10 protein-coding genes are annotated in these 14,287 nt (G+C 38.6%); 1 reads left to right on the top strand and 9 read right to left on the bottom strand.

Features of this window, described 5'->3' with window-relative positions:
* Positions 1-213: 213 nt before the first annotated feature.
* The 4 genes from AC1DVK_RS17220 to AC1DVK_RS17235 form a co-directional block, all read right to left on the bottom strand.
* Positions 214-972, bottom strand: coding sequence for a hypothetical protein (locus tag AC1DVK_RS17220; RefSeq protein ID WP_155727324.1), 759 nt, complete (start codon positions 970-972; stop codon positions 214-216).
* Between the two features lie 282 nt (positions 973-1,254).
* Positions 1,255-2,676: an APC family permease gene (locus tag AC1DVK_RS17225; protein ID WP_410862564.1), complete on the bottom strand. Its 1,422-nt coding sequence runs from the start codon at positions 2,674-2,676 to the stop codon at positions 1,255-1,257.
* A gap of 766 nt (positions 2,677-3,442) precedes the next feature.
* Positions 3,443-4,570 (bottom strand): histidine kinase N-terminal domain-containing protein, encoded by a 1,128-nt coding sequence (locus tag AC1DVK_RS17230; RefSeq protein ID WP_089363399.1) that lies wholly within the window; start codon positions 4,568-4,570, stop codon positions 3,443-3,445.
* A 227-nt stretch (positions 4,571-4,797) separates the two neighbouring features.
* On the bottom strand, positions 4,798-6,624 hold the full coding sequence (locus AC1DVK_RS17235) for a sigma-54-dependent Fis family transcriptional regulator (RefSeq protein WP_477626975.1): 1,827 nt from the start codon (positions 6,622-6,624) through the stop codon (positions 4,798-4,800).
* Positions 6,625-7,110: 486 nt separating this feature from the next.
* Between AC1DVK_RS17235 and AC1DVK_RS17240 the strand changes: the two genes are divergently transcribed.
* Complete coding sequence (locus AC1DVK_RS17240) at positions 7,111-8,592, top strand: aldehyde dehydrogenase family protein (RefSeq protein ID WP_089363397.1); 1,482 nt, start codon at positions 7,111-7,113, stop codon at positions 8,590-8,592.
* 251 nt (positions 8,593-8,843) lie between these two features.
* Here AC1DVK_RS17240 and AC1DVK_RS17245 read toward each other — a convergent pair whose 3' ends face one another.
* The 5 genes from AC1DVK_RS17245 to AC1DVK_RS17265 form a co-directional block, all read right to left on the bottom strand.
* Positions 8,844-9,548 (bottom strand): TerC family protein, encoded by a 705-nt coding sequence (locus AC1DVK_RS17245; RefSeq protein ID WP_061463437.1) that lies wholly within the window; start codon positions 9,546-9,548, stop codon positions 8,844-8,846.
* Positions 9,549-9,960: 412 nt separating this feature from the next.
* Complete coding sequence (locus tag AC1DVK_RS17250; RefSeq protein ID WP_477626976.1) at positions 9,961-11,448, bottom strand: tagaturonate reductase; 1,488 nt, start codon at positions 11,446-11,448, stop codon at positions 9,961-9,963.
* Between the two features lie 82 nt (positions 11,449-11,530).
* A complete protein-coding gene (locus tag AC1DVK_RS17255; RefSeq protein ID WP_477626977.1) occupies positions 11,531-12,544 on the bottom strand; it encodes a zinc-binding alcohol dehydrogenase family protein in 1,014 nt (337 codons plus the stop codon).
* Positions 12,545-12,588: 44 nt separating this feature from the next.
* Positions 12,589-14,094 (bottom strand): UxaA family hydrolase, encoded by a 1,506-nt coding sequence (locus AC1DVK_RS17260; RefSeq protein WP_477626978.1) that lies wholly within the window; start codon positions 14,092-14,094, stop codon positions 12,589-12,591.
* Complete coding sequence (locus tag AC1DVK_RS17265; protein ID WP_477626979.1) at positions 14,091-14,258, bottom strand: hypothetical protein; 168 nt, start codon at positions 14,256-14,258, stop codon at positions 14,091-14,093. Before AC1DVK_RS17265 ends, AC1DVK_RS17260 begins: the two co-directional genes overlap by 4 nt.
* Positions 14,259-14,287: the final 29 nt, after the last annotated feature.

Genomic DNA, 14,287 nt, shown 5'->3' on the forward strand with positions numbered 1-14,287 from the left:
GAGCAATGGCTATTTTCACCGTTAACTTGAAAAGAATATTGAAATTAATGGCCTAAAAAAGTGACAAACAGAAGCAAAAAAAGACGATTTCCATTCAAGTACCGAATGAGAATCGTCTTTTTTTAATTTGATTTACCGTACTAGTTAGAAAAACGTGAGTTTTTCAGCAGCCTCGCAGCGGCTTACTCCCTTTTTTGTATAACTTCATGCATTTTAAGCGTCCATCCCCTTTTTCACTAACTTTGATGGATTATTTACTTTATATCGTATTTCTTTATTGTATTTTTTATCGACCACTTTTCCATCAAATTCGATTTCGTCCCCTTCTTCGAGCTCAGCTTTTTTTAATGTCTTGCTATATCCACACCATGCATCACCGATTGTAAGTTCGGGTTCCGTTGTCACTTTGACATTCTCCAAGAGTATGACTTCATCTTCTTCACCAGTGAAATGGTTCATTTTCGCCGTGAACTCCTTGACGGTTGCAGTGAAATGAACTTTTTCTCCAGGTAACTCCAATTTAGGTTTTGCTGTCGTCCTTTTACTTTTGGTTTTTGCCTTTTTTGGTTCTTCACTTAGCTGATCGGAAGTTTCCGTTATTGGAGCATCTATTACCTGTTCCTTTTCACTTGGTACTGCGGATGTTTCGGAAACCGGTCCACTCAACAACTCTTTTCCGAAACTGGAACTTTGCATTTCCTTTAAATAGGAAGGGTGAATGCAACTAAGCTTACCATTTTCAAATTCAACGACTACCGTGTCAAGACCGTTGCCATATTGTTCATACCCTGCTAATTTGACTTTTCCTTGAAAGCTACCGCTTTTATATAATAGTTCCCTTTTTACCGAACGGGCAGTGAATAATTTCCATTCCAATCCTTTAGCGATATAGTCCGTATCATCTAAAAAAGGGATATACTCTCCTTTTGGTGCGATATAATGAATCAAATCTTCAGCTGGAGTTTCAGCCACAGTAACCACTCCTAATCTTTTCTATAGATTATATTCTAGCAAAGGATTTCAAAGTTGCAAATGAATGAGTATCATAATCACCGTCTGCACTAAAAATCAGCCAGAAATGAAGTGATAGAAAACCGTTTATATCCAAATTTCCAACAAGTTTTTCTTCGGTATAATTACCATCCTTTTGGACCTAGCGAAAAAGGCTGCTCACTAAGAGCAGCCCTTTAATAAGAATAATCCATCTTTATGGCATATGGTTCGCCAAAAGTGGCTCAGATCAATTCTTTCCTTTCACCCTTCTTTTACCTCATCCATTGGCAAATGGGCTGCGTTGTACTTCATTTCTCCAGAACTATAATTTTTTCTCATTTTGAACATGAGGAGAAAACCAATTGCCCACCAGCCTGCAAAAATCAGCCATTCATAAGGCCAAATTAAAGCCGCTGGCATACCTGGTAAGTATAAGGCAATAAATCCTATGCTAAGAATCAACGCGATCCAGCCCACAATATTTGATTTTCCAGCACGGAAAGGTCTTACCATCTCAGGAGCATTTTTTCTCAATTGAACAAATGCGATAGCTACGAATAAATATGCCAATACAATAGCCAGTCCGCCAGCATCCACCAACCAAACTAACATAGGTCTCCCTAATAATGGACTAATCATGGATAAAGCACCTATAAACAAAACAGCATTAGTAGGCGTATTTGTTTTCGGATGTAATTTACCAAACCAAGCTGGAATCATCTTTTTTTCCGCCATTGAATAGAGAACTCGGCTGCCGCCAATGATAAATGCATTCCAGCTCGTCAAAATACCTGCAACACCACCTATAATCAAGATGGTTGCAAAAATGCTCGATCCATAGACTTTGGCCATTGCATCTGCCGTTGGTAATACGGAAATTGCTAATATACTTTTATCTAAAGATACTCCTACCGCGTATATAATGGCAATATACCAGATAACGGCAAGACTTACTGAAAATATAAGAATTTTCCCAATTAACTTCGGCTCAACATTCATTTCTTCAGCTGTTTGAGGTATTACATCAAAACCCACAAACATGAATGGAGTCATGATCAGTACAGTTATGATTCCTACTGTGCCATCCAAAAATAGTGGTTTCGCATCTCCCAAATCACTAGTGAATCCAGCACCAAAGATTAACATTAAACCAATGAGACCTATTACGATGGTTAAAACCATTTGGAGAATGGCTGCCGATTTCACACCAAAATAATTAATCAGTGTAACTAATATGGAACCTATTACCCCAACAAGCACCCATGTTAAATACACATCATATCCAGTAATAGAATACATGAGTCCTACCTTATAATTTGGAAATACATATTCAATGACAGTTGGCAATGCAACCGCTTCAAAAGCAACCACAGATATATACCCTAATGCGAGGGCCCATGATGCTACAAATGCAGCTTTAGGACCGACGCCCCTTAATACATAAGATAGGGCACCTCCAGCAGCGGGCATGGCTGAAGCTAATTCTGCATAGGTCAGACCTACAAAAGTGACCAATACTCCACCTATTAAAAATGCTATCATCGCTCCAAGTGTACCTGCTGATTCAATCCAAGTACCTGATAATACTACCCAACCCCAACCAATCATGGCTCCGAATGCCAAAAATAATATATCTACCTTAGAAAGAACTTTATTTAGACTTTTAGTTTCTTTAATGGTGATCCATCCCTTTCTTGAAAGACTGCAGAACAAAACAAAAACTTGAGAACCTTTATCAAAGAAGTAATAAAAAAACATTTGGTTGATATGTATAGAACTTATGGACACTTCACATGAAAATTGCTGACTTTAAAGAATAATTGGTTATGTATCTGATTCCACCAAATTCATCTATACCTGACTCTCTTTCTCAATAAACATCCCCTCTTACTAAAAATTTGTAATCATATTTATAGTAGCAATATCCATGCCAAAAAATGTTTATAAGTTTATAAGGATTTGGATTGTTCATATCCATAGATTCGATTCATTACTGAATCGAAAAGAAAAAAAACGAATCATTTATTAATTATTCTTACTTTTTAATTCACAAACGAATCACATCTTTTTTCCTAAAAAAATTAAAAATTTCTAATAATTAATGATATCTAGAAAAAAAGAAGCCTACACTCAAAGTTTAGAGAATGTAGGCATTTTCCACTTAATTTATAATGATATTTTCATAATTGTTGATTACAGCTCTTTTTCGTATTTAACGATATAATTATAGATTATGTATTAAATAATAATAGAAATAGAAGAACCTTATTATTAAAAGTAATTAGATAAGGGCATTTGTGTTTCGAATTAAGTATCATATAAGTATTTTCCAGTACTCATCCGAAACGTGTAAACGTTCGGTCGTTACACCAATCACAAGTTCAAAAAACTTATTGCAGCAGTAAATGTATATATGAAAAAAATAAAAACATAATCAAACACCATTGAATTATGACAAATCTGGGAAATGGATGCTGAATGTGGTTAAATTTTCATTAGAGACACAATTCATATACCCATCATTCCTTTCAATGATCTTTTTACATACATATAATCCAATTCCCGTTCCTAACTCTTTTGTTGTGACAAAGGGCTCAAAAATTGATTCGATCAATTCACTGGCAATGGCCGGTCCATTATTAGAAATTCGAATTATTTTCTCATTCGCCTCAATTAAAGAGTCTATCTTCAAAATTCTAGGGTGTTCCTTATCCTTTAATGCATCAATGGAATTTATAAAAAGATTCAAGAACACTTGTTTCAACCCATCCTTGTTCGCTGTCATGACTAAGTTTGGATAAATATCTAATTCCACATTTACGCTGGCATCCACAATATTCGCGTATGTCAGTTCTTGTATTTCTTCAATTAACTTTAACACGGAAATTTCTTCTCGTTGTTCCTCATTAAAATCAGATTTAGAGGTGTGCAGGAATTGGGTTATCCTGAAATTCAACTGATTTAATTCATAATCAATGATATCCAAATACTTTAAGCCTGGATTCTCCCTCTTCAATAATTTATTGAACCCCATGATAGCTGTAAGCGGGTTTCGGAACTCATGTACAAAGCTTGATGATATCTGTCCCAGTACCGCTAATTTATCTTTATGGTTTTCACTGATATAAGACTTTTTTTCCTCAATCACTTCATTTGTAAGATTCGTATATCTCGTTACGGCATGATAGCTGAACGTATCAAAGTGCAAATTGATTTCATTAATGAATTTCTGCATATAATAAATGGGGATATTGGCACCAAAAACATTCCTGATTATGATATTTCGCCCTAAATTAATATTATATAGAAAGTCCCCGATGTTGATATTGGCTTCAAGGCGTTCTTTCGCAACCTGGTAAGCTAATTTAATCAACACATCTTCAAACAATGCCTCCTTAAACGTTTGGATGACCAGCGAGTACATGCCATATCCATTTTCTTTAATTCTTTCTTTGTAGGGGTCTATTTCATCGATTTTAATGGTCTTGTTCCATTCATTTAAAAACAAAGATTCATTTTCTTCCAGATATTGAATCAATACATTTTTATACTTCATATGTTCAAATGACAATTCCATACTTTTGACCACCACATCCCCTTGCGGAATTTTAGATACTATATCAATAACATCATTCTATATGAGATTTTGATTTTCTGCACTTCATAAATTATTGTTTTTGAGGTTGAAATGTAGCTTGTTTTGGTAGTGCTTGCGATAACAAAGAACCAACAAATCAGGCGGGGGCAGAAAGTGGCAATAAAAGGGAACCACTTTATTCCCGCTTTTTATATCCTATGAAACTCTTACTTTTGAAAGGCAATTCCGTACTTTCCCATTTTTCTATAAAGTGTATTTCGGCCGATGTCAAGTTGTTTTGCGGCAGTACTAATATTTCCATTTGTTCTTTCCAACGCTTTTCTAATAAGTTGGGTTTCATGTTCTTGAAAGTTTCTTGGTTCCCGATCGGCAACTGCCCTTTTTTCCAGTGTAGTTGAAACAGGGCAAAGTGCCTTGAGCGTGCCCCTTGTAATCGGACCATTATCAGTTAGGAATACAGCCTGGCCGAGCACGTTTTGTAATTCGCGGAAATTTCCTGGCCAAGAATATTCCAAAATGAATGATTTAGCATCGTCCGTTAGTTCGGTATATTCATTCTTATAAGGTATTTCAGCTAAAATGTATTCTGCTAACAGTAATAAATCTTTACGACTCCTTAAATTTGGAAGTTTTAATGATAATCCACACAGTCGGAAAAATAGATCGGCACGGAATTCTCCCGCTTCCATTTCTTTTTGTAAGTCTTTGTTGGTGGCGGCAATGATCCTTACATCGATTGGAATGGAAGCATGTCCGCCGACACGCGTCACACATCGTTCCTGAAGCACGCGAAGCAGAGTCGCTTGAGCTGAAAGCGGCATGTCCCCGATTTCATCCAAAAACAGGGTTCCGCCATCAGCAGCTTCGAATTTCCCCTTATTTCCRCCGCTTTTTGCGCCAGTATAGGCACCCTTTTCATACCCGAATAACTCACTTTCCAATAAGTTTTCGGGTATTGCGCTGCAGTTGATCGCGATGAACGGTTTATCACTTCTTAAGCTAGCCCCATGAATGGATTGAGCGAACAGCTCTTTTCCCGTTCCACTTTCTCCAGTAATTAGTATGCTGATATCAAGCATTGCAGCTCTTTTAGCAATGGATATGGTTTGATTCATTTGTGGATCATTACTGATCATATCGGTAAATTGATATCGATTAGTTAAACCATTATTCAATTTTTGTTTTTTTAACCGTAGGATCACGGAGGATTGATGTTCCATGTTTTCACCAAGGGTTTGAACTGCGAATTCCTGGTCTTTTATTGAAATCCTTTTTCCTAAAACAAGTGGGTCTAATCCTGATATTATATTCGATATCGGTTTTTTCAATGTGCCAATAATATTTGACGCCGCAATATTGAGATTTGTAACTTTGCCCTCTTTATCGATGGTAATTAGAGGATCAGGGTATTGATCATATATAAAATAAAGGTTTTTCTCCCTTTTCTGAGTATGGGACAATTGGAGTGCCTGTTTGATACTATCAGCCACCCTCTGAACTAAACTAATGGAAAAAGGATGATAATTCTGTTGATGACTGCTTAAGTTCAAAACACCTAGTAGATGCCCATCAGGGTGATAAATGGGGGAAGCGGCACAAGTAAGGAAATGGTTATCCTGATGAAAGTGTTGATTGCCGTGAATCAATACAGGTTTTTTCTCTACTATGGCCGTTCCGATTGCATTTGTCCCTTTTGTTTCCTCTAGCCAATTGGCCCCTTTTCTGAGGGAAACGTTATCTGCATGCCGTATGAAGGCTGGATCGCCAACTGTTTCGATGATATATCCTTCAGGAGCAGCAAGTAATAAAATCGACTCCAGGCCATTGATCGAACTATAGACTTCTTCTAAAAGGGGGGAAGAGTGGTACAAGAGTTCTGCGTATTGATCGTGATATTCAGCCAACTCAAATTCGCCAAGCATATCTTCCTTATCCATCATGCTTGGCTGAAGACCTTTTGAATGGCACCGCTTCCAAGATTCTTGAATAAATGCCGGAATGGTTTCTTTACCTGCGTTAATATTAACAGACATTGAATAAGTCCTCCCATATGTAAAATTCAATAAAAGGCAACGGTTATTTTGATTCAATTTTTCATTAAGGTCACTATAAGCTCTCTTCAGTTTCAGAGCATTAAAGGTTCATCCATATAATTTAATCATAACAGAAAATTCAGATATTAACCAAAACGAAAACTGAGTTATGCCAAATATTATACTTTTTTGTTCCATTTTGGAACACATAACTGTTCCATTTTGGAACAGTTATGCGCCTTCCTTCGCTCCTCTTCGATTGATTTCATTGTTTTTTTGTTATTGGCATATGACTTGCATAATTACATGACAAGAAATTGATTCCTTTTTGATGAGGAGGGAAATAATCCCAAAAATAAGAACCTTAGATTCCAATGACAGAAGAAATTCATGCATGCCACAGATCAGCCAAAGATAAATTGAAGACAACGCCATGTCCGAACAGATTTACATGATCAAACTTTACTTTGAAAAGGGGTATTATACATGGAACAAACTATTAAACTTAATCCGCGAGTGCAAGAATTCTTGAAGGGCACTAAAAAGCTTTTGATTAATGGGGAATTGGTGGAGGCTGCTTCAGGAAAAACCTTTGAGACCCTCGATCCTTCAAACGGCAAAGTTTTAGCGGTCGTGAGTGAAGCAGGTCCGGAAGATGTAGATAAAGCAGTCAAAGCAGCCCGTAAGGCTTTCGACAACGGTCCTTGGAAAAAAATGAGTGCAGCGGAACGCAGTCGCCTCATTTATAAATTAGCTGATCTTATGGAGGATCATAAAGAGGCATTGGCACAATTAGATACCCTGGATAACGGTAAGCCAATTGGCGAAACCACAAATGCAGACGTCCCACTTGCAATCGAACACTTCCGTTATTACGCTGGATGGACCACTAAAATAGTAGGTCAAACAATACCTGTTGCAGGGAATTACTTTAATTATACCCGTCATGAAGCAGTTGGAGTGGTAGGACAGATCATCCCTTGGAATTTCCCTCTACTTATGGCAGCATGGAAATTAGGTGCAGCCCTCGCAACCGGATGTACGATCGTTTTAAAACCAGCGGAGCAAACGCCGCTTTCAGCATTATATTTAGGGCAATTGGCGCTTGAAGCAGGTTTTCCTCCTGGCGTACTTAATGTGATACCTGGATTTGGTGAAACAGCAGGATCACCGCTTGTAGACCATCCTGATGTCGATAAAATTGCGTTTACAGGTTCAACCTCAGTAGGGAAAATGATCATGCGCCAAGCATCGGGTACCGTGAAAAAAATCTCGTTGGAATTAGGCGGGAAATCACCTAATATCATATTACCGGATGCAGATATGAGTAAAGCCATTCCTGGTGCTTTAATGGGCATCATGTTTAATCAAGGACAAGTTTGCTGTGCCGGTTCCCGCCTGTACATTCAGAAGAAATCCTATGATAACGTAGTAGCTGACTTAGTGTCCCACGCAAAAAATATTAAACAAGGGGCCGGTCTTGATCCATCTACCCAGATAGGGCCTTTGGTATCCAGTGAACAATTGGAAAGAGTGGGCAGTTATATCGAAAAAGGGAAATCTGAAGGAGCTGAAGTGGTTACAGGGGGCAATTACGGACAAGGAGAGGGTTATTTTGTAGCACCTACAATATTTGCTGGTGTTGAAGATGAAATGACAATCGCTAAAGAAGAAATTTTCGGTCCTGTTGTAGCTGCCATGCCTTTTGACGATTTGGACGATGTGATAAACCGTGCAAATAACTCTGAATATGGATTGGCTGCTGGTTTATGGACACAAGATGTAAAAAAAGCCCATTATGTGGCCAATGAATTAAAAGCAGGTACAGTATGGGTAAACTGCTATAATGCCTTTGATGCAGCATCTCCATTTGGCGGTTATAAACAAAGTGGAATCGGTCGGGAAATGGGCAGTTATGCATTGGATAATTATACGGAAGTTAAAAGTGTATGGATTAACTTAAACTAATAAATACGCACTTTATCAAACAGGGATCGATTGGCCCAGATAGATATAGTGATCGGAATGCAGCTGGAATTTTTAAGATTAATCATATTCTTTTCATGCATTAAGATATCATCGTTTCCTTAAATAGTTGCAAAAGGGTGTACCAAAGTCAGTACTTTGGTACACCCTTTCCTTGTTTTGGTAACTTATATCAATTCGGGCTTAGACAAAAAGATGAGACCTTTCATTTGCGAAAGGTCTCTTGGTCCCCATTATCCATTACGTTCAATTTGCATTTTATCGCTGTTTGCTTTCTCTTTTTCTATCTTTTGCTGTCTTGAAGTTCCAGCAACCAGGATTCCAATCACGACAATTGCTTCAAATCCATATTTGATGAAGGGATTGACAAAGTAGTCGTGCATGAACGGTTCAGCTACAATCATTTTAGAAGCTGTCCAGCCTAGAATTCCCGCACCAATTATTATGATGAATGGGAAGCGTTCAATCAGTTTCAAGATCAAAGTGCTTCCATACATCACTACTGGAATGGATACAAGTAAACCGATTACCACTAAAGTGAAATTACCATGAGAAGCTCCTGCAACCGCTAGGACATTATCCAATCCCATCAAAGCATCTGCAATAATAATGGTTTTTATGGCAGCCCACATGGAGTCTGCAGGCTTCAAATCGTGTTCTTCTTCATCGATAAGGAGCTTATAAGCGATCCATACCAGAAGTAATCCCCCTATTAAATGCAGTCCAGGCACCTTTAAGATTACGACAACCAGCAGCGTTGCAATGATCCTTATCACGATTGCCCCGACAGCTCCCCATATTATCACCTTTTTTTGCTGATCTTTTGGAAGCTTTCTTGCAGCCAATCCAATAAGGATCGCATTATCACCAGCAAGAACCAAATCTATCATAATGATCGCTAAAAGTCCTGAAATAAATTCACCTGATAAAAAATCCAATACATTTTCCTCCTTTATACAAAAATAAAGAGACCTCTGCCATAAATGGCAAAGGTCTCGCTAAGCACTAAATGAATTAGGCCAATAAAGCCGGTGGAATTCCCACGTAATGACGACTTTATTTCAGGTTATCCCTGACGCTACTCCCCTTCACGGGAATAAAGAATATGTAATTCTTTTGATATCTTTCCATTAGGAAACTACCAAGAAAATTTATCACTAATCAATTATACCAAAAATACAAATAAAATAAAGTAAAAAATAACGGAATGTTAGTGCACATTCATTTTGGAAAACATATGTTCATTTCACTTTTCTGATCTTTCAAGTGCAAACATTCACCGCTGACGGGCTATAATATAAGAGATTGGGAGGTTATTCATGAACTTTACCTAATCAACAACCGATAATTTCAGTCCATCATCCCTTCCAAATATCGACATAATTCGTTTCCTAGGTTCGTGATATCGCTCAAATCCTTCCCCCATAGATATTGATTTCTTAAGGTAGCCTCTATCAATTGTCTAAGTGGGATTTCCCCCTTATCATACCGAAGCCATTGTTCCTTGAAAAATTCAATTGTCTTTATATCATCTTTAACGACGTAGACTTTACCCGCAAAGCTTTTACCAATATAACTACCCTTCACTTCGTGAACCTTATAAAATCGGATCAAGCCTGAAAAACCTCGTACGATACAGTCAGGCAGCCTGCCACGCGCCTTATGATATTCCTCTAAGGTAGGCAGGAGACGGACCTTGAACTTCGAAATGCTATTCAGCGAAATATCGGCCAGGAGGTGATGTACAAAAGGATTCTTAAATCGCTCAAGAACACTTTCCCCATATAACATCATCTCATTTTGATCAAAAGGTAATGATGGAATTATTTCCTTTTCGATGGCATTGCTCAGAAATTGGTTGAATTCCGGATGATCGATTGCCTGTTTTACTTCTTCCATTCCAGATAACATGCCTAAAGGTGCCATCAAGGTATGAGAACCATTAAGAATCCGTACCTTCCTCATTTGATAAGGTGTTAAATCTTTTACCCAACGTACATTTAAGCCTGATTGTTGTAAAGGAAGACGTTGTTCAATACAAGGGTCACCTTCAATAGCCCATAAATGGTAGGGTTCTGCCGTATTTAGCAGAGTATCCTTATATCCCCATTCCAAAAATAGTTTTTCCGACTCACTGGCTGGGAATCCTGTAACGATACGGTCTACAAGCGAGTTTAGGAATAGGTTGTCCCGGTCCACCCACTTCATGAATGGCTTTGGTAAATCCCAATCCCTGCAATGCTTAAGAACGCATTGCTTCAATGAATCACCATTTCTCTCTAAAAGCTCGCAAGGCAGCATGATCAGTCCTTTTTTCGCATCTCCGTTGAAATGCAGATAACGATGATACAAAAAAGCAGTCAGTTTTCCTGGAAAGGATTCAATTGGTTTTCCTTCTTCCAAAGGAATCAGCTGGTATTTGAGCCCTGCTTCAGTCGTATTGGAAACTACAAATTCCAATTCAGGATTTTCCGATAACGCTAAAAATTCCACCCAATCTTCATATGGATCAATTACCTTCGAAAAAACGGAAATGATCTCTGTATGTTCCATTTTCTCCCCTTGGTGTAAACCACGTAACATTAATGTATACAGGCCATCTTGCCGCTTCACTTCCTCTATTTTCCCTTTTCCGGCGCGGCGAGGCTGGGTAACTGCAATACTTCCCATGAAATGACCTTGTTTATTACATTCATGAATCATCCAATCAAAGAAGCCTCGAAGAAAATTCCCCTCCCCAATCTGCAATACTTTTATGGGAAAATCCATCATATGTGAATATTTGACAGCTTTTGTAGCTTTACTCAGACCCTTTAGCTGACATTTATTTATGTTCATGATCAAAGAACACCTTTCTTATTGAAATATCCAATTCGGAGTGCGATTTAAGAGGTTGCCCTTATGACAGCATACGTAATGCTTAAATTTCGACGATAGCCTTGATCACTTTGGCTTCAGGAGTTAACCACCCTTCAAACTGATTGATCATTTCATCCAAATGTGTGCGGTGTGTAATATAACTGCCCATATCCAGCTTGTCATTCTTCAGCGTTTTCACGACATAATCAAAGTCATCCCTTGTTGCATTACGGCTTCCCATTAATGTAAGCTCTTTACTGTGGAATTCAGGATCATTAAAGGAAATATCCGCTTTAACTAACCCAACATAAATCAACCTTCCGCCGTGAGCAGGATATTTAAATGAATCCATCATTGACTTAGCATTACCTGTCGCATCAAATACCACGCTTGGCATATCTCCATTTGTCAATTGGGCTAATTCCTCCATTGGATTCTCCAAAACGTTCAACGTATAATCGACATTTGCCCATTGGCCAGCAAAAGCAAGGCGTTCATCATTTACATCCATTGCGATCACCTTTGCACCCTGTTCTTTAGCGAATGCCATGACTCCCAAGCCAATTGGACCAGCTCCAATTACCAGTGCAAATTCCCCTATTTGAATAGCAGCGCGCCTAACTGCGTGAGCCCCTATACTTAATGGCTCTATCATTGCGGATTGGTCAAGTGTAAGACCCTCTGTTCTCACCAAATGATTATAAGGAACCGTCATCCACTCACTCATGCCGCCTTCAGCATGTACACCCAAAACTTTCATATCCGTACAGCAGTTCGTTTTCCCACTTCTGCAAGCCAGGCATTTTCCACATTCCATATAGGGGATGATCGATACTTGATCCCCTACATTCAGCCCTGATTCATTCTCCGGTATGGATTCAATATAACCGGATAATTCATGTCCAAGTATACGAGGATAGCTAAAAAAGGGTTGATTACCACCATAGGCATGAATATCCGTACCGCAAATTCCTATTCGCCGCACACGAACCAAAGCTTCGCCTGAGTTTGGAACCGGTTTTTCCGTCTCGATCATCTTAAATTCAAAAGGTTGTTCACAAACAATGCTTTTCACTGAATAACACTCCTTTTTAGTATCTTAATAGATATGTACACCTGTTAGAGAATGACGCCTTCTTTAAAGATGCTTATCTCCCTATAACCGAATTTTTCATTATTCGTTTTCTTTTTACCTGATGAAAGTTCAAGAATGTATTGGAATAAACCGTCTTTTAATTCCTCGATCTTTTGACCTTCAATCAACTGCCCTGCATTATAATCAATCCAGTGTTTTTTACGATCGGCTAAATCTGAATTCGTTGCTATTTTCACGGTTGGCACCGGTCCGCCAAATGGTGTTCCCCTTCCCGTAGTGAACAGAACGATATGTGCACCTGCTGCTGCCAAAGCCGTCACCGAAATCAAATCATTTCCCGGAGAATTGATTAAATTCAAACCATGCTTCATTACCCTTTCACCATATGGGCTTACATCCACTACAGTGGCATGGCCGCCTTTTTGCGTGCACCCAAGTGATTTTTCCTCCAGCGTACTTATGCCGCCTTCCTTGTTTCCAGGTGAAGGGTTTTCATAAATTTCCTGATCATGGCGAATGAAATACTGTTTGAAATCATTAATAAGGTCAACGATTTTATTGAAGGTTTCTTCATCTCTTGCCCTGTTCATCAATATCGTTTCCGCTCCAAACATCTCTGGAACCTCTGTCAATATCGTGGTCCCGCCATTTTCTACAATAAGGTCGGAAACCGCACCAACCAATGGATTAGCGGTAATGCCTGAAAAACCATCGGAACCCCCGCATTTCAGGCCTATTTTCAGCTTTGAAACCGGTACGGGCTTGCGTACGAATCCTTCGGCATATTCCACTAATTCTCCCATTAAACGTAAGCCGCTCTCCAATTCATCTTGAACCTCCTGGGCTTTTAAAAATTTAATGCGATTTGGAGGAAATTCGCCTATGACCTCTTTAAATGCTTCGATTTGATTGTTCTCACATCCTAACCCTACAACTAAAACCCCTGCTGCATTTGGATGTTGAGCCAAGGCAGCCAATAGTTTCTGTGTATGTGTCAAATCATCTCCCAATTGAGAACAGCCGTATGGATGGGAAAAGTGATGAATCCCATCGATTTGTCGATCCTTAAACTGCTCATTTCCCATTTTAGCGAGAATTTCACATGTTTTATTGATGCAACCAACCGTGTTGATGATCCAGATTTCATTCCGGATACCCACTTCCCCATTTTCACGGATATATCCTTGGAAGGTATGATCTTGACTTGGCTCTTTTGTATGTTGACTACTAGGTTGATAGGAATAATCCAATATACCATGCAAACCGGATGCTAGATTATGGGTGTGAACCCAATCGCCAATTGAGATATCTTCTTTAGCTTTTCCGATCGAGTATCCGAATTTGATTACGTCCTCCCCTCGTTTTATCGGTTTCACTAACATTTTATGCCCTTTAGGAATGTCATCACTTGCCTTGATATGGATCATTCCCCTGTCTTCCGTTTCAATATGGAGGCTCTGTCCTTTATGAATCTCCTCCAAGGAAATAACAACATCATCATTTGAATGCAATTGAACAAATTTATTCATTTTGTCCCCTCCTTTTCATGAGTGAAGACGTTCAAAACCAAACGCCAATCCATTCCGAAAGCCCTTTCATTTTTCGCTTGAACTTTTTTAATTTTTAAATCTATTTTAATTTTAACATCAATTTTTGAAATATAAATTGCATATTTTGCTATAAATATACTCATTCTTGTTGTATTATACTTTCAGGAGATGA

It is taken from the genome of Peribacillus sp. P4_B1 (assembly GCF_056402395.1).

What these genes read in the sequence shown, in the direction of transcription:
- AC1DVK_RS17230 (WP_089363399.1), bottom strand. Translation starts at nt 4,570, where the DNA reads ATGGAATTGTCATTTGAACATATGAAGTATAAAAATGTATTGATTCAA.
- AC1DVK_RS17240 (WP_089363397.1), top strand. Translation starts at nt 7,111, where the DNA reads ATGGAACAAACTATTAAACTTAATCCGCGAGTGCAAGAATTCTTGAAG.
- AC1DVK_RS17250 (WP_477626976.1), bottom strand. Translation starts at nt 11,448, where the DNA reads ATGAACATAAATAAATGTCAGCTAAAGGGTCTGAGTAAAGCTACAAAA.
- AC1DVK_RS17260 (WP_477626978.1), bottom strand. Translation starts at nt 14,094, where the DNA reads ATGAATAAATTTGTTCAATTGCATTCAAATGATGATGTTGTTATTTCC.
- AC1DVK_RS17265 (WP_477626979.1), bottom strand. Translation starts at nt 14,258, where the DNA reads ATGAGTATATTTATAGCAAAATATGCAATTTATATTTCAAAAATTGAT.